Below are 19,066 nucleotides of genomic sequence, written 5' to 3' on the forward strand. Positions count from 1 at the left end.
CTGACCGACGGCGGCGTACACCGTCGGTTGTTCGTGCGGTTGTTCGTGCGGGTGTGCGTCCCGCTGCTCGGGCCCGGACTCCGAACAGCGGGACGCAAACCGGCGGCCAGGGCCGGGATCGACGGTCGCCATCAGGGCGGCCCAGCTGTGGGCCACTGCTCAGCGAGGTGCGCTGGGCAGGTGGGCGGGCCGGTCGTCGTCGTACGACTGTCCCGGCTGCTGCGGTGCCCTGGAATCCCGGTGGCCGTTCACGCCTCGGCCGCGTGGCGCGCGGGTCGCCCGGTGGTGGTCTCGGGCCGTCTCGCGCCGGCCACGTGCCACCCGCCCCACGCCACGATCGTCATCCGTCACGCCTCGGGCCAATGGCGACAGCTCCGTCACGGCGGCCTGAGATCGGTCGAGTATCGACGACTGTCCGTCACGTTAGCGTTAACAGTGAGCGATTGTCCATAGACAATCGATGACTCGGCTACGGCATCAGGTCGACAGCGACGCCGACGACAGTCGTGAGCGCGGGCCGAATAGCCTTGCGGCATGCGGGGACGATTCGGCGCGGCCAGACGCTGGTACGGGGAGCACCCGTTGGTCCGTCGTACGGTCCTCGCGCTCGTGGTGGGGATCGTGGTGCTGACCGGCGGCACGGTGGCCAGCGTGACGTGGATCCGCGACACCGCGGAGGGCCACCTCTACGGCGAGTCCGAGGTGCCGGACGCCCCGGTCGCCCTGGTCCTGGGCACCAAGGTGGACGCCGACGGCACGCCCTCACCCGTCCTCGCCGCCCGGTTGGAGATCGCGCGGCGGCTGTTCGACGCCGGCAAGGTGCGGGCGATCCTGGTGTCCGGCGACAACATGAACGCCGACTACAACGAGCCCGCCGCGATGCGGACATGGCTGGTGGAGCGGGGCGTACCAGCGCACAAGGTGGTGCCGGACTACGCCGGCTTCGACACGTACGACTCGTGTGCGCGCGCTGAGCGGATCTTCGGGGTGCGGCGAGCCACTGTGGTGACCCAGACCTTCCACCTTCCGCGCGCCGTGGCACTGTGCCGCCGCCTCGGCATCGACGCCAACGGAGTGGGCGACGACAGCGCGAAGCGGTACGCCCAGACGTGGTGGTTCAGTTCGTACCGGGAGAACGGCGCCTGTCTGAAGGCAGCGCTGGAGTTGCTCTCCGGTCGGGATCCGGCACACCTCGGCCGCCGGGAGACCGGCGTCGACGAGGCGTTGCGCATCGACTAGGCAAGGTCACGAGCGTCTTGGTGCGGCGCTGTCGCGGACGATGAGTTCGGTGGCGAGTTCGACCCGGGGGCTCTCGGTCCTCTCGCCGCTGGCGAGGCGCAGCACGGTCCGCGCGGCCAGCATGCCCATCTCGGCCAGGGGTTGCCGGACGGTGGTCAGCGGTGGCGAGCACCAGCGCACCTCCGGCAGATCGTCGAAGCCGACCACACTGACGTCGTCGGGCACCCGCAGACCCCGTTTACGGACCGCCTCGTAGACGCCGAGGGCCATCTGATCGCTGGAGGCGCAGATGGCGGTGGGCGGGTCGGGCAGGGCCAGCAGTTGCGTACCCGCTGTGAAGCCGGCCTCGTGGTAGAAGTTGCCGGGGCGGATCAGGGCGTCGTCGATGGGGATCCCGGCGGCGCCGAGGGCGGCCCGGTAGCCGTCCATCCGGGCCCGGCTGCACATCAGGTGCGGCGGGCCGGCGATGAAGCCGATGCGGCGGTGGCCGAGGCTGATCAGGTACTGGTTGGCGCTGAGGCTGCCCGCCCAGTTGGTGGCGCCGATGGTGGGTGACTCCTGCGGGTCGACCCCGGCCGGGTCGATGATGACGACCGGCAGGTGGAGCCGGCGCAGCTCGGCCTGCAACGGTGGGTTCACCATCGAGGTCACGAAGATGATTCCCTCGGTGGACCGCGTACGCATGTTGTCGAGCCACTGCTTGGCCGAGGAGATGCGCCAGTGGATGGCCGACACGACGGTGCCGACGCCACTGGTCTGGCCGACGTCCTCCACCCCACGAATGATCTCCACGGCCCACGGGCTGTCCAGGTCGTTGAAGACCAGATCGATGAGGGCGGCGTCGGTACGCCGTGACGGTGAGCGGCGGCGGTAGCCGTGCCGGTTCAGTAGCTCCTCGACGCGTTCCCGGGTGTCGGGGGCGACGTCGGAGCGGCCGTTGATGACCCGGGAGACGGTGGGCACGGAGACTCCGGCCAACCGCGCGATCATGGCGATGGTGACGTTTCGGCCGTTCTCCGTGCCCACGGTCCCCCCTGCGGAGCTATGGATCTCCGAAACTTTCAATGCTTCGCCGGTAATGCCGATCGATGGCCGGCACGCTACGAGCTGTTGTCCCAGCGGTCAAGACCTCTGTCCTATTGCGAAAAGAGCGGCTAGCGTAAGCAGGGCCTCCAGTGATCCAGGACCGCGATTTTCCGGAAGTTCCAGACAGCCCGTCCAGAGGAGTGCTCGTGTCGACCGACATCGCTAACGTGGCGACCGCTATCCGGTCGATCCGCAATCCCATCCTCGCCGGCTTCCACCCGGACCCGTCGATCCTGCGCGTCGGCGACGACTACTACCTGGCCACCTCGACCTTCGAGTGGTATCCGGGTGTGCTCGTGCACCACTCGCGTGATCTGGTGAACTGGCGCAGCCTGGGTGGGATCATCACCGACCGGCGCCTGCTCGATCTGCGCGGATGCGGCGACTCCAACGGAGTGTGGGCGCCCGACCTGACGTACCACGACGGTCAGTTCCACCTCGTCTACAGCGACGTGGCCAGCTTCGCCAGCGGCTACTGGGATCCGCAGAACTTCCTGGTCACCGCAGAGGACATCACCGGCCCCTGGTCCGATCCGGTGAAACTGCACGGGCGCGGGTTCGACGCGGCGCTGTTCCACGACGACGACGGCACCACCTGGTTGCTGGGCATGAGCGCGGACTGGCGGCCCGGCCGCGACCGCTTCGGTGGCATCGAGATCCAGCAGTACGACCGTGCCGCACGCCGTCTGGTCGGCAGCCCTCGCATCCTGTTCACCGGCTCCCCGGCCGGGGTCACCGAGGGTCCACACCTGTACCGCCACGACGGCTGGTACTGGCTGATCACCGCCGAGGGCGGCACCAGTTGGGAGCACCAGGTCACCGTGGCGCGGTCCCGGGAGCTGTTCGGACCGTACGAGGTGGACCCGGACGGGCCACTGCTCACCTCCTTCGGGCGGCCCGACCTGCGGTTGCAGAAGGCGGGGCACGGCAGTCTGGTCCACACGCAGAACGGCGAGTGGTACCTGGCCCACCTGGTTGGTCGCCCGTACTCCCCGCTGGGCAACTGCGTGCTGGGTCGGGAGACAGCGATCCAGCGGGTCGAGTGGCCGTCGGGCGGCTGGCCGCGCATCGCCGGAGGGGTGCCGGCGGACGACGTCGTCGCACCCGACCTGCCCGCGCACCCCTGGCCGGCGGAGCCCGAGACGGACCACTTCGACGCCCCCGAGCTGGGCCGGTGCTGGTCCACGCTGCGTCGGCCGGCCACCCCGGACTGGGTCGACCTGCGCACCCGCCCGTCGTACCTGCGGGTCCACGGCGGGCAGTCGCCGGTCGGTCGACAGGCACCCAGCCTGATCGGGCGGCGCGTCGGCGCAAGGGAGTGCTCGCTGGAGACCGTTGTGGAGTTCGCACCGGCCGACCACCGTCAGCTCGCCGGGATCACCGCCTACTACAACACGCTCAACTGGCACCACCTCTACCTGACCCGGGCCGACGACGGCCGGACGGTGCTGGAGCTGCTCAGCTCCGACAACGGGCGGCGCACCGCGTACCCCGAGCTGACCGTCGATGTCGACGGCGTCACCCGGGTCGGCCTGCGGGCCGTCTTCGACGGGCCGGCGGTGCGCTTCGACTACGACCTCGGCGCCGGTTGGCAGCGGCTACCTGTCGAACTGGACGCGACCATCCTGTCCGACGAGCACGCCGCGCTGATCATCGACGGTGAGCCGGCGGCGTGGGGCTTCACGGGGGCGTTCCTGGGCCTGTGGGTACAGGACCTGGGTGGAGACGGCGTGCACGCCGACTTCGACCTGGCCACCTACCGGGAACAGTGACCACGCGGACGGCACTCGGCGGGTGCCGTCCGCGTGCCCACTCCTCCTACCTGGCCTGAGCGGCGACGGCCCGCAGTTGGCCGAGAGTGGTGCGGAACCCGCGGCCGGAGGCGGCCGGGTCCTCGGCGTTCAGGCCGCTGACGGCCATGGTCTGCGAGCGGGTCGTGGCGACGGCCTCCGCGCCGGACCCGTTCAGGTCGAACACGCCGAAGTCGCCGCTGAGCGTCCGGAACGTCGAGGCCGCCGGGTCCTGGGCGAGGTAGAGCACCACGACCTGGCCGGCCTCGAGCTTCGACATGTGCGCCATGTCCGGCACACCGGCGGGCAGCTGGGCGAGCGTGATCCGCACCCCGGCCCGCACTGTCGATCCGGTCGTCGCGCTCAGCACCTCGTCGACCCGGAATCCGGTCTCCTCGACCTCACCGCGTACCACCAGGTCCGCGGTGTCGCTGAGCTGCCGCACTGTGGCGTACCCACGCAGCTTGCCCTTGATCGGCGGGGGCGCGACGTCCGTCGGCGTGGCGGCGCTGCTCGGGGCGGCGCTGCTCGGGGCGGGCCCGGCGGCCCGGTCGGCGTCACCGCCGCTGCCGCAGGCGGCCAGGGCCGCGACGGACAGCACGGCGGCGGCCGTGGCCCACAGCGGCCGGGTACGGCGAAGGTCGACTGCCATGGAACGCTCCTCGCGTCTCGGTGCCGTCCCGGGCCGTCTCGCTCGGAACGCGGCACTGCTTACGCCTTCTATCTGTGCGTCCCGGGCACCGAGTTCCATTTTTTTCGGGCTCAGCTTTTCGGGGGTCAGCGCCGCTCGCGCGCGAGCTGACGAAGCTCGGCAAGCGTGGTGACGAACGCGCGACCCGCAGCGGTGGCGTCCTCGCTACGCAGACCGGTCACCGACATCGCCGGTGACCGGCTGGTGGCCGTTTCCCCGGCGAGGTCGAAGATCCCGAACTCCCCGCCGAGCGGGTGGTAGACGCGCGCAGCCGGGTCGACGAGGCCCAGGTAGAGGACGCTCGGCCGGCCGGCCGTCCCGGCCAGTTCGGCGGCCACGATGATCTCGGTGGGCACCGGGGCGCCCGGGGCGCGGTACAGCACCTCCGCCACGCGGTAGACCGCCCGCCCGTCCGTCACCGACGCCACCTCCCCGCGGACCACCAGGTCGGCCGTGTCGGTGAGGTGGCGCACGGTGCCGTACCCACGATTCTTGGCGGCCGTGCCCGGCGGCGCCGGCCGAGCGGCCGGACGGGTCGCCTCGGGTGACGGGATCGCGGCCGGGGGCGCGTCGCCGGACCGGCGCGCGAGCCCTCCGCCGATCCCCGCCACCACCAGGACCAACGCGGCCGCCGCGAGCGCGGGCCGCGACGACACGAAGGCCTTTCTTCGGGTACGCGGCTCCTGCGTGATCGCCGCGAGCAGGCGACGGCGGTGCACCTCGTGCCGGCCCTCCGGCAGGTCCTGGTCGCCGGGGTGGGGGGCGATCCTCGCCCACTCGGCCGGGTCCGGCGCGCTCACTGGCTGCCCTCCCGTACGAGCGAGGCGTCCACGATCGGCGGTCGCGCGGCGCGCGGTGGCGCGTCGACGAGGGTACGGAGCCGGGCGCGGGCCCGCGACAGCCGGGAGCGCACCGTACCGACCGGAACACCCAGCGCCTCCGCGGCGGACTCGTAGTCGAGGCCCTCCCACAGGCACAGGGTCAGCACCTCGCGCTCGGATCGACGCAGCCGGGCGAGCGCGTCGATGGCGGCGGCGATGCGGCGGCTGTCGTCGAGTCTGCCGGCGACCTCGTCGGCGTGATCGGGCAGTGTGAAGTCGGAGGCGAGCAGCGCGGCGGCCACCCTGCGGTAGCGACGGTTGCTGCGGGCGTGGTTACGGGCCTCGTTGGTGGCGATGCCGAGCAACCAGGGACGCAGCGACCCACCCTCCTCGGTGACCCGCTCCCGGGAGCGCCAGGCCTGCAGGTACGTGGCGGCCATGACGTCCTCCGCCGTGGCCCAGTCGGCGGTCAGCCGGAACGCGTGGTTGTACACCGAGCGCGCGTACGCGTCGAACAGCTCGGCGAACGCGCCGGGGTCACCGGCTCGCACCCGAGCGCGCAGACTCGACTCCATGACCATCTTCTGTCCGTCGGACGGTGCTGGTTCCGACGGACCGGCCCGTTGATCAGTTACGGCCCGACGATAGCCACCGGCAGGTACGTCCCGCCAACGACGGGATGAACAGAGGCCGTCACGCCTCGCGGTCGTCGATTGACGGCGAATCGACGTACTGGTATCTGTTAATACAGTTTCCTGATGCTTGGCGCGGCGCGGCAGTTCGGCGCCGTAGGGCACCGCGCACCGACCGGCTGGCGGCACGCCGCCCCTTCCCCGAGGAACACCCATGGTTCACAAGAGAACAGCCGCCTACGTCGTGGGCACCCTGCTGATCGGCGTCGCCGCCCTCGGCTACGGCCTGCCGTCGGCGAGCGCCGCGACCGCCGGCCCGATCACCGGCCTGGGCGGCAAGTGCGTCGATGTCGCGGGCGCCAGCTCGGCCAACGGCACTGCCGTCCAGCTCTACGACTGCAACGGCAGCGCGGCCCAGACGTGGACCGTCGGAAACAGCGACAACTCGATCCGAGCCCTGGGCAAGTGCCTCGACGTCACCGCCGCGTCGACAGCCAACGGCGCCAAGGTGCAGCTGTACGACTGCAACAACACCGGCGCGCAGAAGTGGACCGCCAGCAACGGCGCGCTCGTCAACACCGCCTCCGGCAAGTGCCTCGACGTCACCGACCGGAGCACCGCCAACGGCGCCCGGTTGCAGATCTGGACGTGCGGCGGCACCACGAACCAGCGGTGGACCCTGCCGGGCGGCGGCACTCCCACCACTCCCCCGCCCACCACCCCGACCGGCACCAACCTCGACGACCCGGCGAAGAAGGACGTCGCCATGCATCTCGTCTCGGCCGCCGAGAACTCCTCGCTCGACTGGCGCGCGCAGTTCTCCTACATCGAGGACATCGGCGACGGGCGCGGCTACACCGCTGGCATCATCGGCTTCTGCTCCGGCACCGGCGACATGCTCGAACTGGTCGAGGCGTACACCCGCACCAAGCCGGGCAATGTGCTCGCCGGCTACCTGCCGGCGCTGCGCAACGTCAACGGCACCCCGTCACACTCGGGCCTCGACCCGAACTTCCCCCGCGACTGGCGGACCGCCGCCAACGACCCGGTGTTCCAGGCCGCCCAGGAGGCCGAACGCGACAGGGTCTACTTCAACCCATCGGTACGCGACGGCAAGAACGACCAGGTCCGGGCGCTCGGCCAGTTCGCCTACTACGACGCGGCGGTCATGCACGGGTACGAGGGCATGCGCCAGATCCGCAGCCGCGCCCTGAACCGGGCCAAGCCGCCAGCCCAGGGCGGCGACGAGCGGACCTGGCTGAACGCCTTCCTCGACGAGCGGGTCCTCGAAATGAGGAAGGAAGCGGCCCACTCGGACACCTCCCGCGTCGACACCGCCCAGCGGGTGTTCCTCAACAACGGCAACTTCAACCTCAACACGCCCCTGACGTTCGCCGTCTACGGCGAACAGTTCCGCATCGGCTAGCTCGCTGAGTGGTGGCGGGGTCGCCGGCACGGGAGTTTCCGTTCGCCGACGACCTCGCCGCAAGGCTCTTTGCCGCGATCGGCGTGCCCACACCGCCGCCACGGGTGAGACTGGCAGGCTTGGTCTCCGTGAACGACGGCAAGGATTGGTACGCATGGCACAGCTCGTACGCCGAAGATGACTCACCGCTGGCACGGCGGCTACGGCTGGTTCAGCAGCACATCGCCGCGTGGTTCGACGAGCGACCGGGCAAGCCTGTGTCGGTGGTCAGCATGTGTGCCGGTCAAGGTCAAGACGTCCTGGACGTGCTGGCCACCCGCCCCGACGCCACACGGGTCGATGTCACGCTGATCGAGTACGACCCGCGCAACGTTGCCGCAGCGCGAACCAGAGCAGTCACCGAAAACCTCAAGACGGTGACCGTCATGCAGGCCGACGCGGGTGACCTCGCCTCCTACCGACAGGTGGTGCCCGCCGACCTCGTCATCATGGCGGGAGTCCTGGGCAACATCAGTGACGCCGACGCCCATGCCACCATCAACGCGCTGCCGAAGCTCTGCGCCGCAGACGCCACGGTTATCTGGACCAGGACCCGACGTCCGCCCGACCTGACACCAAAAATCCGAACGTGGTTGGCCGACGCCGGGTTCGCCGAACAGGCCTTCCACGCCCCCGACGGCGTGCTGTTCTCTGTCGGCGTTCACCGCTTCGCCGGCACTCCGCAGCCGCTGGCCACCAACGGCAAGGTCTTTAAGTTCGTTGCGTGACATGGAACCTAGGCATTGACATCACAAAGGGTGATGGCGCGTCGGTCACCAGCATGAGTGCGCGCCGCAGCACACCGCCGGCTCGATCACGCCATCCGCACCTTGCCCGGCCTCGCAACACCTGGCAGAGCCCGCCATCGCCCAGCTCGAACGCATGCGACTTTGGCCAGGAGCCGCACCCGAGGCCTTGACCGCCAAGAACCGGCTTCAGAACCTCGACTTCCCCCCGCGCGCATCGCAGCACTACGCCAACTCGTCCTGCAAGCACCCGCCCCGGTCGTCGGCGACGCCCTGGGCTTCCACCCGACAACCACCACCCGGCAGGTCACCAACGCCGGCGGCACCTGGAGTCGGTACGCCGCTGGCCACCACAACCCACCAGCCTGACACCACGCGCCCCGTGAACAGCCCGGTTCTTGGTGGGGTCTCGGGTGCCGTCCACCATCGTGACCGGGGGACAGCGAGTCTTTAGCAGCAGTGCCTACGATGGCCGGCAGAACGGGGATGATCGATTACGCCATGGTAGGCCCGCTGACGACAATCGGCACGGGTCCACAAGCCGGCGCTCGACGATCTTCCGAGTGAGCCCGTCGACATCTGCCACCTTGTTCACGACCTCGTCCTCCAGCCCACAGATGCAAAGGCGCTCGGGGTCTCCGAGCAGCGGTTCGCCGAGGACCAACTGCGTCCTGTCGACGGCATCATCGGTGCCTTGCTCGCCTGGACCCAGCCCCGCTGACTGTCGCACGCGCCCCTGACCGGCGGGTGATTGGCACCTGCCGCCACTTCGCCGTGCTCAGCTGTGCCTTGCTGCGCTACCGCGGGATCGCGGCCCGGGCACGCTGTAGCTTCGCCACATACGGCCGCATCGACGCCGCGCAGTTCGGCGTATACGGCACCGAGAACTGGGGACCCGCGGAGATTCGAGGAAACGCCATCAAGGACCTCGCCGCGCTGAACAAGGTCGAGATGCTGCCATGGGATGAATGGGGGCGCATGGACACCTCATTATCAGGGCAAGACCGGTCCCGAGTACGACGCACTCATTGACAAGATCGCTGCCGTAAGCGCCACCGACAATCATGGCGCCATCGCCGACCTTTACGTCTCTGAGGATTTCGCAGTGCCAGCTGAGCTCATGCGCTGAGCGCGCACGTCCGCAGCTGCTGTTCGCGCAAGCTCGTCGCCGGCGCACTGATCTCGACAGATGCGGACGTCGGCGCCAGCCCACCTTGGCTACGGTCCGTGATGCGCTCCGGCGGCGGCCGGCGCGCCGAGGGAGAACTCGCCCCGAACGAATATGCGAGTCTGCCGGTCCGGCATGACGCCCGCAGACGCACGGTGGTGGACCCTTGAGGAAATTCATAAGCCTCACGGCGCACCGACCTGCCCATCGATCTTGGTGACTGAAAGTGTCGTACGCCTGTTCTAGTCTCGGGTCATGGTCGAGGAGTTGGCGCTGGCAGACGACGCGATCGCCACCTGCGTCGACGCCGCCGCCTGGGCCCTCCCGGAACACGACCTGGTCGCCGCGCTCGACGCCGCGCACCGCCTTCAGCAACGCCTCGCCGCCGTCACCCTCACCCTCATCCGCGAGGTCGACGGCCGCGGCACCGCCCGCGCCCAGGGCGCCTCCAACACCACGGTCTGGCTCCGCGAACGATTGCGACTCACCATCCCCGCCGGCCGCCGCCTCGTCGACCTCGCCACGGCTCTCGACACCGGCAAGCCCGGGATACGACAAGCGTTAGCCGACGGGCACATCACCCTCGACCAGGCCCGGGTCATCGTCGACACCGCCACCACCGTGCAAGCCACCGCCGGCACCGAGGCCGCCGACAAGGCCGTCAGCCTGCTCACCGACTGGGCCGGGCAGTTCGACCCCACCCACCTGCGCAAACTCGGCACCCGCATCCTCGACCACGTCGCCCCCGACCTCGCCGACGCCGCCGCCCAAGCCGCCCTCGACGCCGAAGCACGCCGCGCCAGCCGCGACCGTCACCTCACCCTGTCCGAGCAAACCGACGGCCGACTCCGACTCAGGGGCACCCTCGACACCGAAACCGCCGGCCTGCTCCGCGCCGCCATCGACCCACTGACCGCACCATCCGGCCCCGACGACACCCGCTCCCCCGGGCAACGCCGCCACGACGCCCTCGCCGACATGTGCCGACTCGCCCTCCGGACCGGCGAGCTGCCCGACAGCGGTGGCGATTCCGCTCAGATCGTCGTCACCACCAGCTACGACGGGCTGACCCGGCAGCTATCCACCGGCGCACTCGACATCGGCCTAAAGCTCACCCCGGACACGGTGCGTCGACTCGCCTGCGACGCCGCCATCCTGCCCACCGTCCTCGGCGGCGCCGGCCAACCACTCGACGTCGGCCGACAACGCCGACTCATCACCGGGCCGCTACGCCGCGCCCTCGTGCTCCGCGACCAGGGCTGCGCGTTCCCCGGCTGCGACCGACCACCGCGCGGGTGCCACGCCCACCACATTCGACACTGGGCCGACGGCGGCCCAACCAGCCTGACAAACGCCGTCCTCCTCTGTGGCCACCACCATCGACACGTCCACCAGACCGACTGGGTCGTCCGGCTCGGCGACGACGGACATCCGGAGTTCATTCCACCCGCCTGGCTCGACCCCGAACAACTCCCCCGGCGCAACCACTACCACCGACGAACATAGGGGCGGCCAGTCGAGAACGATCACCCATGTCGGGTCGATACCGTCGCCCACCGCACACCGCCTAAAGCATCCTAGGAGGCTGGTTGATCAGGCACCCGCCGCGAAGGCCGAAGCGCCGAGCGGCACGTCCCGGGCGCATGCCGGCTGAGTCGAGAAGAGAGCTGATCGCAGCGGCTCGCACCCGACCCGCAGCAGCTCACGACGGCCTGCTCCGGGCCGCAACGCTGCGTCGGCCCGCGAGCCAGGTGGCGCCGTCGTCGGCCAGCAGGGGCACAACGACCCGCAACAGCTCACGACCGCCTTCGACAGCCCCCACGACCCCGCCCCCACGACCTCGCCGTCGACGACCTCGCCGTCGATCAAGGAGTCGTGGTGGGTTACAAAGTGCCCGCTGGTGTCCTAAACGGGCACCACAACTCCATGATCGTGGGCCAAGCTCCACGCGCCAGTGCCTCACGGGCGCAAGCTCGTCGTCGTTGAGCGCTGTATCGGATGTCGTCGACGGCACCGACGTGGTGCCGGGCTACGGCTAACGTGAACAACCCGTAGCCACCGAATCGCGTGGTGACTTGACCTCAAGCTCGGGTGAGGTCCTAGCCTCCAATATCGGAGGTAATGCATGAGCATGGAATTTGCCGCGTGGACGTCTCTGCACCACGCGATGAACGCGCAGGACGAGCGACCGCTGTCCCGCGCCACCTTGAAACGGATCGCGCAGTTCGCACGGCCACACCGCGCCTTGATCGTCAGGTTCCTGCTGCTGAGTGTGGTGACGGCGGTCCTCACTGTGGCGGCACCCGTTCTCGCCGGTCGGGTGGTCGACGCGATCGTCGACGGCGCCGACAGCGGCGTGGTGATTCGGTTGGCCGTCCTGATCGCCGTGATCGCCCTCGCCGAGGCCGGGCTGGGGCTGGTGACGCGATTTCTCTCCGCCAGCATTGGTGAAGGGCTGATCGTTCAACTGCGCACGGCTGTGTTCGACCACGTACAGCGCATGCCGGTGGCCTTCTTCACGCGGACCCGCACGGGCGCACTGGTCAGCCGCCTGAACAACGACGTCATCGGCGCGCAGCGGGCTTTCAGCGACACGCTGTCCAGTGTGGTCGGCAACGCCGTCACGCTGATGCTGACGTTGGCCGTGATGCTCACCTTCTCGTGGCAGATCACGCTGCTGGCGCTCGTCCTGCTGCCCATTTTCGTTCTTCCGGCCCGGCGGATGGGTTCGAGGCTCGCCCAGTTGCAGCGTGAAGCGGCCGAGCACAACGCGGCCATGAGCACCCGGATGACGGAACGTTTCTCCGCACCCGGTGCCACGCTGGTCAAGCTGTACGGGCGGCCGGCCGAGGAGTCCGCCGAGTTCGCGGCTCGGGCACGCCGGGTCCGGGACATCGGCATCCGCGCCGCGATGCTCCAGTGGGTCTTCATCACCGCGCTCACCGTCGTCGGCTCGCTGGCACTGGCCCTGGTCTACGGGCTGGGTGGTCTCTACGCCCTACGGGGCAGCCTCGACGCCGGGACGGTCGTCGCTCTCGCGCTGCTCCTGTCGCGGCTCTACGCACCGCTGACGTCGCTGGCCAGTGCCCGGGTCGAGGTGATGAGCGCACTGGTGAGCTTCGAGCGGGTGTTCGAGGTCCTCGACCTCAAGCCGCTGATCCTCGACAAATCCGACGCCCGCCCCCTTCCGGAGGGGCCGGTCGCGGTCGAGTTCGACGGGGTCCGGTTCGGTTACCCGTCAGCGGACAAGGTGTCGCTCGCGTCCCTGGAGGACGTGGCGAAGCTCGATACGCGCGGCGGTGAGGAAGTGCTGCACGGGGTGTCGTTCCGCGCCGAAGCGGGGCAGATGGTGGCGCTCGTCGGCTCCTCCGGGGCGGGCAAGTCGACGATCGCGCAGCTCGTGCCTCGCCTGTACGACGTCGAGGACGGCGCGGTGAAGCTGGCCGACGTCGACGTCCGTGAGCTGTCGGCCGAGTCGATCCGGGCGGCGTTGGGCGTGGTGACCCAGGACGGGCACCTCTTCCACGAGAGCATCCGCGCCAACCTGGCGTTCGCCCAGCCGGACGCGACCGAAGACGAGATGTGGGAGGTGCTCCGGCGGGCCCGCCTCGACGACCTGATCCGCTCGCTACCCGATGGGTTGGACACCGTCGTGGGCGAGCGCGGGTACCGCCTGTCCGGCGGGGAACGGCAACGGCTCACCATCGCGCGCCTGCTGCTGGCTCGCCCGCGCGTGGTCATCCTCGACGAAGCCACCGCGCATCTCGACTCCACCTCGGAGGCGGCGGTTCAGGACGCCCTCGCCGAGGCGCTGACCGGCCGGACGAGCGTGGTCATCGCGCACCGGCTCTCCACCATCCGGGCGGCCGACCAGATCCTCGTCGTGGAAGCGGGACGCATCGTCGAACGTGGGCGACACAGTGACCTGCTCGCGGCGGGTGGCCGCTACCACGAGTTGTACCGCACCCAGTTCGCCCAGGAGCAGCCGACAGCACAGGGGCAACCGGCAGCACAGGAGCGACCGACGGTCCAGGAGCAGCGCGTCGCCACATGACGCACGCGGTGGTCGATCCGCCCGCGAGGGACAGTCCGACCACCGCGTCACAGCGCGCCGCCGCTCACCGCAGCACCCGGCGTGAGCGGCGACCGCGCTCAGTCGTTGTCGTCGTCGTCGTTGTCGTCGTCGTCGTTGTCGTCGTTGTCGTCGTCGTCGTTGTCGTCAGCGTCGTTGTCGTCGTTGTCGACCGGCTCCTGCTCGGCCTTGACCACCGAGCCGTTGTCCCGGTCGACGTCCACCTCGTGCTCGGTGTCGCCGGCGACGATCTCGACGCTCCACACCGGTCGGCCGTTCTCCTTCTCGGCTTCGACCTCGACGATCTGACCGCCACCGGCCTTGGCGAGCGCGATCTCACCGGCGCGCTTCTCGTCGACCGCGCTACCCGCGGGCGCGCTGCCGGTCGACGGCGTACCGGACGGCGTTGCGCTCGACGGCGTACCCGATGGGGTGCCGACTGACGGCGTACCGGTGATTGCCGGCGCGTCGGTGGCGGTCGGCGCGACGGTTGCCGCGGCGAGTGCCGTGCCGCCGGTCCGCGAGTCGTTCGCGGCGTTGACGCCGAGCGCGATCCCGGCCACCGCCAGCACCGCCGACCCGCCGACCGACGCCAGAAGCAGATTGGTGCGCTTCATCGTGGTGTCCACCTTTCCTCGGTTGTCGACTCCGAGGATCGGCCAGATCGGGATAGCAGCGCGCTGTCCGGACGCTAAGGCCGGGTTAAGGCGGTCGAGGGCCGGGTCAGCCGCGCCGGTTGAGTTCGGCTTCCAGCCGCTGGACGAGCGTCTTGCGGTCCTTGCTGGCGCGCTCGTTACGCAGCGCTGTCTTGAGCTGTCGGGTGTCGAGGCCACGGACCAGCTTGGCCGCCTCCGCGACCGACATCTCCGTCATCCGGCCGGCCGTCGTGGCGTCCCGACGCGCCCGTTTGGCCGGCCCGGTGTTGGCGACGTACTGCTTGCCCGTTCGAGAGGCTTCCCGCTTCTTCGTGTCGGTCGCCCGCTTCTGGCTCTCCGACATCTCGTCCCATGCCTTCTTGGGCAGGTAGCGACTCGTCGTGCCGTCCTTGCGCGCCCGGGCATCGCCCTCTTTCGTCTGCCACTTCTCGTTGCCCCAGCGCTGGAGCGCCTTCTGCCGTTCGTCCTTTTGACCCAGGAATCCGCCGCCGCGCCGCTTGTACTCCTGAGTGACCAGCTGCGACTTGCGCGCCGACCACTGCCCCGGCTTGCCGCCCTTGTCGGAGGCCTGGATCTCTTCCTTGATCTGCTCTCTGAGCTCGGGTTTCGTATACCGCGCCATGACTGGCAGCTACCCGGCACCGCCGGGCCTATGCGTCCCCTGGCGACGTCGACGGTCCGAGCCGGAGCAGCACCTGCGCGCCGCCGTGCGGGCCGGCCCGCAACTCCAGTCGGCCGCCGGCGGCCTGCGCGGCACGCCGGGCGATGTCCAGGCCGAGGCCGGTGGACCCGGCCGCGCTGGCGCCCCGCCGGATCGCCCCGGCGGGCATACCCGGCCCCTCGTCGGCGACGGTCAGGACCACCTCGCCCGCCTCGCCCGCCTCACGGACGAGCCGGACGGCGAACGGCGTCCCGTCGGGGGTGTGCGCGAAGACGTTGCCGAGCAGGGCGTCCACGGCCGCCGTCAGGTTGTCGGCGGCCACACCGACGGGGAGAGGGCCGGGCGTCAGGTCGAGGGTGACGGCCCGGCCGGTGTCCTCGGCCAGCACCGACCAGAACGCGACCCGGTCGGCGACGATCGCCGCCGCGTCCGAGGAGGCCGGTTGCGCCGGTGCGTGCCGCCACCGGGCCTGCCGGATCAGCCCGGTGACCGCGCGTTCGAGCCCGTCGGCGGCGGCGGTTATCCGGGCGGCGTCGTCCGGGTCACGCAACGACTCCGCCTCCAGCCGCAACGCGGTCAGCGGCGTACGCAGCTGGTGGGACAGGTCGGCGACCTGTTCGCGCTCCTGTACCAGGAGCACCTGGATCCGGGTGGCGAGGTGGTTGAGCGCGCCGGCCACCTCGCGCAGTTCGGGTGGGCCGGCCGGCGTGACGCGGGCGTCCAGCTCGGCGTTGGCCAGCCGGTGTGAGACGGCCGAGAGGTCGCTGATCGGCCGGACCAGGGTGCGCGCCAGCCGATCGGCGACCAGCAGCCCGATCAGCACGAGGATCACGCCGAGCAGCGCCAGCACCAGCCAGGCCCGGGTGACCCCGGCGGTCAGCTCGTGCTGCGGCACCGCGATCCGGATCACCCCGGTGCCGTCCGCCCGGCCCTGCACGGCGATGACCACCTCCCGGCCGGCCGCCGACTCACCGGTGAGGCTCTGTCCGCGCGCGGCGAGGGCCACCGCGGGCGTACGCGGTGTCTGGGCGCCGAGCACCGTGCCGTCGGGCAGGAAGACGCTCACCGGTCGACCTGACTCCGCGGCGAGTTGCTCGACGGTGAGCCGGATGGTCGCCGCGTCGGCGGTGCCGACCACCGGCACCAGGCTCTGCGCGTCGGCGGTGGCCCGCACGGTGGCCCGGTCCTCGGCGACGGTGCGTACCAGCAACGCCAACGGCACCAGGAACGCGATGAGGGTGAGGACGCTGACCGCGGCGACCAGCAGCGCGAGACGCGCCCTCACGGTTGCGCCGCCGGGGCTTCCAGACGCACCCCGACACCACGCACCGTGTGCAGGTAGCGAGGCTGTTGGGCGTTCTCCCCCAACTTGCGACGCAACCAGGACAGGTGCACGTCGACGGTCTTGTCGGCGCCGCCGTACGGGATCTGCCACACCTCCGTGAGCAGCTCACGTTTGGTGACCACCTGGCCCGGTCGGCCGGCGAGGTGGTGCAGCAGATCGAACTCACGGGGCGTCAGCTCGACCGCGACCCCGTCCAGGGTCACCTGCCGCGCCCGGGGGTCGACGCGGAGCCCGCCGACAACCAGCGCCGGGACCTGCCCTTCGGTGCCGGAGGGGCCCCGCCGCAGCACCGCCCGGACGCGGGCGTCGAGCTGCGCCGCTGTGAACGGTTTGACCACGTAGTCGTCGGCGCCCGCGTCGAGCACCCGGACGATCTCGGTCTCGTCGTCGCGCGCGGTGGCCACGATGACCGGCACCGCGCTGACCGCGCGCAACATCCGCAGCAGCTCGCGGCCGTCCAGGTCGGGCAGGCCCAGGTCGAGCACGACGAGGTCGGGTCGGTCCTCCAGCGCGTCGCGGAGCCCGGCCATCGCGGTCGAGGCCGCCGCGACCGCGTGTCCGCGTTCGCGCAGGGCCCGGATCAGTGGGGTACGGATCGTCAGGTCGTCCTCGATGAGCAACAGGCGGGCCACAGCTGGCAGGCTAACCGCTGCAACCGTCGACGCCGCGTACGTTAACCACGCCTTAGCGTTCGGATGTGCGAACGACAAGGCCGGATCGGGGATAGTCAGGGGATGGGCCGTCGTTCGATCCTCGTCGCCACCGGGTGGGTGGCGACCGCCGCCATCGCCACAGTGATCGGTCTGGGCGCGATCCGGTTGGTGGGCGAGAGTCTCACCGGCACCCCGGGTGGGGTGCGCAGCGAGGCCGACATCGAGCGGGCGCTCGCCTCACCAGAGCCGGTGCCCACAGCCGGACCGGGCACGACGGGCGCCGCCTCGGCCCCGCCGGGCACGACAGGCACCGCGCCGAGCGCCAGCTCCGGGGCCCGCCGGGGGTTCGCCACGGACGGCGGCACTGCCGTCGCCGAGTGCGGCGTCGGCGGCGTACGCCTCGTCTCCTGGGCGCCCGCGCAGGGCTACCGGGTCCGCGACGTGGACCGGGGCCCGGACGACGACGTGGAGGTCACGTTCCAGGGGGCGAATCGGGAGTACGAGTTGAAGGTGCGCTGCATCGGCTCGGAGCCGGTGTCCGTCGCCGACGACTAGCCGTTCTGCTCGCGGTCCGCGTTTCGGCCGAGGGCGACCATGCGCAGGGTCTCCTCTCGACGTCGCACAAGCAGCGCCCCGGCCAGGAAGGTCACCGGCGCGACCAGCACCAGCATCGCCCACTGCGCCGGCACCAGGGGGATGGCGTGCCCCATGTTCATCGTCGAGGTGACCCACCCCGCCAGGGCATTGTCGATCACCAGGGCGAGGGCCGCCACGGGCAGGAGCATGACGACGATCCGTCGGCGTACCTCCGGGGTGAGCGTGACCACCACGATCACCATGGCCGACGCGGCGGCCGCCAGGCCCGCGACGTAGAGCCAGATGACCAGTTCACTGCTCGCCTCAAGGCTGTACAAGACCTGGTAGGACGCCCCATCGGCAGACAAGTCGAAAGTGGGACTGCCCACCCGGTTCGCCACCAACAGCGCGACCATCGCGGTTGGGGCGAGCACGAGTGCCAGCAGTCGGCGTACGCCCAGCAGCGCGATCGCCCGGCGACGCGGCGCCGGCACGGTGAGCGCGGCGGCACCCACCACGGCGAGGGCGAGCTGCGGCAGCATGTCCACCACGTACGTCGGGTTGTCACCGGTCTGCGGGGCGACGAGCGCACCCCAGCCGAGCACGCCGGCCCAGGCCAGACCGGCGGCGAGCCAACGCCACCCGATCAGCACCGCGGCGCAGACGCCCGCCCAGCCGGCGACGCGCAGCCAGTCGACGGGATCCGGGCCGCTCGGCGCGAACCCGGGCGGTAGGCCTGGCGCACGGACGAGCTGGTTGAGCAGTCCCTTCGCGGCGAGGGCCAGCAGGACGACCCCGATCAGCAGGCCGGTCACCGTCGCCGCGTCGGCCCAGCTCGGCTCGGTGAACCCCCGTGCGCCCACCCGCAGCCGCGCCCGCAATCCGGCGCCGACCAGATTCCGCACGTCGGCGGCGTCAGGTCGACGCTGACCCGGTCGCGCACCGGCGAGGAGCACGGCCAGCATCTCGTCCTCGTACACCCGCCGGTGTTCCCAGGGATAGACGGCCAGCAGTCGCCGGTAACCGCGCTCCAGCTCGTCGCCGCTCACGCCGCACCCCCGTCGGTCAGTAGGCCGCCGCGGCGCAGCCGCACCCGAGCGGCGTCCGCGTTGTGTCGCAGGCGGGCCGCCTCTTCGCTGAGCCGCCGCGCGCCCAACGCGGTGAGGCGGTAGTAGCGGCGCAGTCGGGACTGCACGACCTCCTCGCGCTCGACCTCGATGAGGCCGTCGACGCGGAGTCGGTCGAGGACGGCGTAGAGGGTGCCGGCGCGCAGGCGCACCCGGCCGTCGGAGATGCGCAGTACGTCCTCGATGACGGCGTACCCATGCATGGGTGCCTCCGCCAGCGCGGTGAGCACCAGGAACGTCGGTTCCCGCAGTGGAGCCTCAGCCATACCAGGGAGCATATACCGACAGGCGGTATATGCAAGGCTGTGAACGGACGTGGCCGGCACGGATCCCCGTGC

Annotated in this window: 17 protein-coding genes; 7 read left to right on the plus strand and 10 right to left on the minus strand. The window is 70.6% G+C overall.

Translation table 11 applies throughout. The annotated features are described in order from the left end of the window. Nucleotides 1–534: 534 nt before the first annotated feature. Complete coding sequence (locus AB0B68_RS17185; protein WP_357260957.1) at nucleotides 535–1,239, plus strand: ElyC/SanA/YdcF family protein; 705 nt, start codon at nucleotides 535–537, stop codon at nucleotides 1,237–1,239. 6 nt (nucleotides 1,240–1,245) lie between these two features. On the opposite strand, the gene AB0B68_RS17190 is transcribed toward AB0B68_RS17185, so the two are convergent. Beyond that, the gene (locus AB0B68_RS17190) at nucleotides 1,246–2,265 is read right to left on the minus strand and encodes a LacI family DNA-binding transcriptional regulator (protein ID WP_357202401.1); all 1,020 of its coding nucleotides are present in this window, start codon (nucleotides 2,263–2,265) and stop codon (nucleotides 1,246–1,248) included. A 206-nt stretch (nucleotides 2,266–2,471) separates the two neighbouring features. On the opposite strand from AB0B68_RS17190, the gene AB0B68_RS17195 reads away from it, so the two are divergent. Then, on the plus strand, nucleotides 2,472–4,097 hold the full coding sequence (locus AB0B68_RS17195; protein WP_357260960.1) for a glycoside hydrolase family 43 protein: 1,626 nt from the start codon (nucleotides 2,472–2,474) through the stop codon (nucleotides 4,095–4,097). A 46-nt stretch (nucleotides 4,098–4,143) separates the two neighbouring features. Here AB0B68_RS17195 and AB0B68_RS17200 read toward each other — a convergent pair whose 3' ends face one another. From AB0B68_RS17200 to AB0B68_RS17210, 3 genes are all read right to left on the minus strand, one after another. After that, entirely contained in the window at nucleotides 4,144–4,767 is a 624-nt protein-coding gene (locus tag AB0B68_RS17200; RefSeq protein ID WP_357260963.1) for a hypothetical protein, read from the minus strand. Between the two features lie 125 nt (nucleotides 4,768–4,892). Continuing rightward, nucleotides 4,893–5,606, minus strand: coding sequence for a hypothetical protein (locus AB0B68_RS17205; RefSeq protein ID WP_357202410.1), 714 nt, complete (start codon nucleotides 5,604–5,606; stop codon nucleotides 4,893–4,895). Next, nucleotides 5,603–6,202, minus strand: coding sequence for a sigma-70 family RNA polymerase sigma factor (locus AB0B68_RS17210; protein WP_357202413.1), 600 nt, complete (start codon nucleotides 6,200–6,202; stop codon nucleotides 5,603–5,605). Before AB0B68_RS17210 ends, AB0B68_RS17205 begins: the two co-directional genes overlap by 4 nt. A 271-nt stretch (nucleotides 6,203–6,473) precedes the next feature. On the opposite strand from AB0B68_RS17210, the gene AB0B68_RS17215 reads away from it, so the two are divergent. The 4 genes from AB0B68_RS17215 (at nucleotide 6,474) to AB0B68_RS17230 (ending at nucleotide 13,692) form a co-directional block, all read left to right on the plus strand. Continuing rightward, nucleotides 6,474–7,685 (plus strand): chitosanase, encoded by a 1,212-nt coding sequence (locus AB0B68_RS17215; protein ID WP_357260966.1) that lies wholly within the window; start codon nucleotides 6,474–6,476, stop codon nucleotides 7,683–7,685. A gap of 128 nt (nucleotides 7,686–7,813) precedes the next feature. Next, nucleotides 7,814–8,452: a class I SAM-dependent methyltransferase gene (locus AB0B68_RS17220; RefSeq protein ID WP_357202418.1), complete on the plus strand. Its 639-nt coding sequence runs from the start codon at nucleotides 7,814–7,816 to the stop codon at nucleotides 8,450–8,452. 1,441 nt (nucleotides 8,453–9,893) lie between these two features. Further along, nucleotides 9,894–11,144, plus strand: coding sequence for a DUF222 domain-containing protein (locus AB0B68_RS17225; RefSeq protein WP_357202420.1), 1,251 nt, complete (start codon nucleotides 9,894–9,896; stop codon nucleotides 11,142–11,144). 661 nt (nucleotides 11,145–11,805) lie between these two features. Beyond that, complete coding sequence (locus tag AB0B68_RS17230; protein ID WP_357261126.1) at nucleotides 11,806–13,692, plus strand: ABC transporter ATP-binding protein; 1,887 nt, start codon at nucleotides 11,806–11,808, stop codon at nucleotides 13,690–13,692. 98 nt (nucleotides 13,693–13,790) lie between these two features. On the opposite strand, the gene AB0B68_RS17235 is transcribed toward AB0B68_RS17230, so the two are convergent. The 4 genes from AB0B68_RS17235 to AB0B68_RS17250 all read right to left on the minus strand — a co-directional run bounded on the left by AB0B68_RS17235 (nucleotide 13,791) and on the right by AB0B68_RS17250 (nucleotide 17,004). Beyond that, on the minus strand, nucleotides 13,791–14,327 hold the full coding sequence (locus AB0B68_RS17235; protein ID WP_357260969.1) for a PepSY domain-containing protein: 537 nt from the start codon (nucleotides 14,325–14,327) through the stop codon (nucleotides 13,791–13,793). A gap of 106 nt (nucleotides 14,328–14,433) precedes the next feature. After that, nucleotides 14,434–14,988 carry a DUF5872 domain-containing protein gene (locus AB0B68_RS17240; protein ID WP_355006138.1) on the minus strand — a complete coding sequence of 185 codons (555 nt, stop codon included), beginning with the start codon at nucleotides 14,986–14,988 and terminating at the stop codon, nucleotides 14,434–14,436. Nucleotides 14,989–15,016: 28 nt separating this feature from the next. Next, nucleotides 15,017–16,312 (minus strand): HAMP domain-containing sensor histidine kinase, encoded by a 1,296-nt coding sequence (locus tag AB0B68_RS17245; protein ID WP_357260973.1) that lies wholly within the window; start codon nucleotides 16,310–16,312, stop codon nucleotides 15,017–15,019. Continuing rightward, nucleotides 16,309–17,004, minus strand: coding sequence for a response regulator transcription factor (locus AB0B68_RS17250; RefSeq protein WP_357205802.1), 696 nt, complete (start codon nucleotides 17,002–17,004; stop codon nucleotides 16,309–16,311). The genes AB0B68_RS17245 and AB0B68_RS17250 overlap by 4 nt, the downstream gene beginning before the upstream one ends. A gap of 102 nt (nucleotides 17,005–17,106) precedes the next feature. On the opposite strand from AB0B68_RS17250, the gene AB0B68_RS17255 reads away from it, so the two are divergent. After that, nucleotides 17,107–17,580, plus strand: coding sequence for a septum formation initiator (locus AB0B68_RS17255; RefSeq protein ID WP_357205805.1), 474 nt, complete (start codon nucleotides 17,107–17,109; stop codon nucleotides 17,578–17,580). Here the strand turns inward: AB0B68_RS17255 and AB0B68_RS17260 are convergent. Both AB0B68_RS17260 and AB0B68_RS17265 read right to left on the minus strand, forming a co-directional pair. Further along, on the minus strand, nucleotides 17,577–18,650 hold the full coding sequence (locus AB0B68_RS17260; protein ID WP_357205807.1) for a hypothetical protein: 1,074 nt from the start codon (nucleotides 18,648–18,650) through the stop codon (nucleotides 17,577–17,579). The two genes, AB0B68_RS17255 and AB0B68_RS17260, sit on opposite strands and share 4 nt — an antisense overlap. After that, the gene (locus AB0B68_RS17265) at nucleotides 18,647–18,994 is read right to left on the minus strand and encodes a PadR family transcriptional regulator (protein ID WP_357205810.1); all 348 of its coding nucleotides are present in this window, start codon (nucleotides 18,992–18,994) and stop codon (nucleotides 18,647–18,649) included. The genes AB0B68_RS17260 and AB0B68_RS17265 overlap by 4 nt, the downstream gene beginning before the upstream one ends. Nucleotides 18,995–19,066 lie beyond the last annotated feature (72 nt).

It is taken from the genome of Micromonospora sp. NPDC049049 (assembly GCF_040649115.1).
In the GTDB taxonomy this organism is placed as follows: Bacteria; Actinomycetota; Actinomycetes; order Mycobacteriales; family Micromonosporaceae; genus Micromonospora.

Excerpts from the sequence above, each read along its gene's own strand:
- AB0B68_RS17185 (WP_357260957.1), top strand. The coding sequence starts at position 535 with ATGCGGGGACGATTCGGCGCGGCCAGACGCTGGTACGGGGAGCACCCG.
- AB0B68_RS17200 (WP_357260963.1), bottom strand. The coding sequence starts at position 4,767 with ATGGCAGTCGACCTTCGCCGTACCCGGCCGCTGTGGGCCACGGCCGCC.
- AB0B68_RS17210 (WP_357202413.1), bottom strand. The coding sequence starts at position 6,202 with ATGGAGTCGAGTCTGCGCGCTCGGGTGCGAGCCGGTGACCCCGGCGCG.
- AB0B68_RS17215 (WP_357260966.1), top strand. The coding sequence starts at position 6,474 with ATGGTTCACAAGAGAACAGCCGCCTACGTCGTGGGCACCCTGCTGATC.
- AB0B68_RS17225 (WP_357202420.1), top strand. The coding sequence starts at position 9,894 with ATGGTCGAGGAGTTGGCGCTGGCAGACGACGCGATCGCCACCTGCGTC.
- AB0B68_RS17230 (WP_357261126.1), top strand. The coding sequence starts at position 11,806 with ATGAACGCGCAGGACGAGCGACCGCTGTCCCGCGCCACCTTGAAACGG.
- AB0B68_RS17235 (WP_357260969.1), bottom strand. The coding sequence starts at position 14,327 with ATGAAGCGCACCAATCTGCTTCTGGCGTCGGTCGGCGGGTCGGCGGTG.
- AB0B68_RS17240 (WP_355006138.1), bottom strand. The coding sequence starts at position 14,988 with ATGGCGCGGTATACGAAACCCGAGCTCAGAGAGCAGATCAAGGAAGAG.
- AB0B68_RS17255 (WP_357205805.1), top strand. The coding sequence starts at position 17,107 with ATGGGCCGTCGTTCGATCCTCGTCGCCACCGGGTGGGTGGCGACCGCC.
- AB0B68_RS17265 (WP_357205810.1), bottom strand. The coding sequence starts at position 18,994 with ATGGCTGAGGCTCCACTGCGGGAACCGACGTTCCTGGTGCTCACCGCG.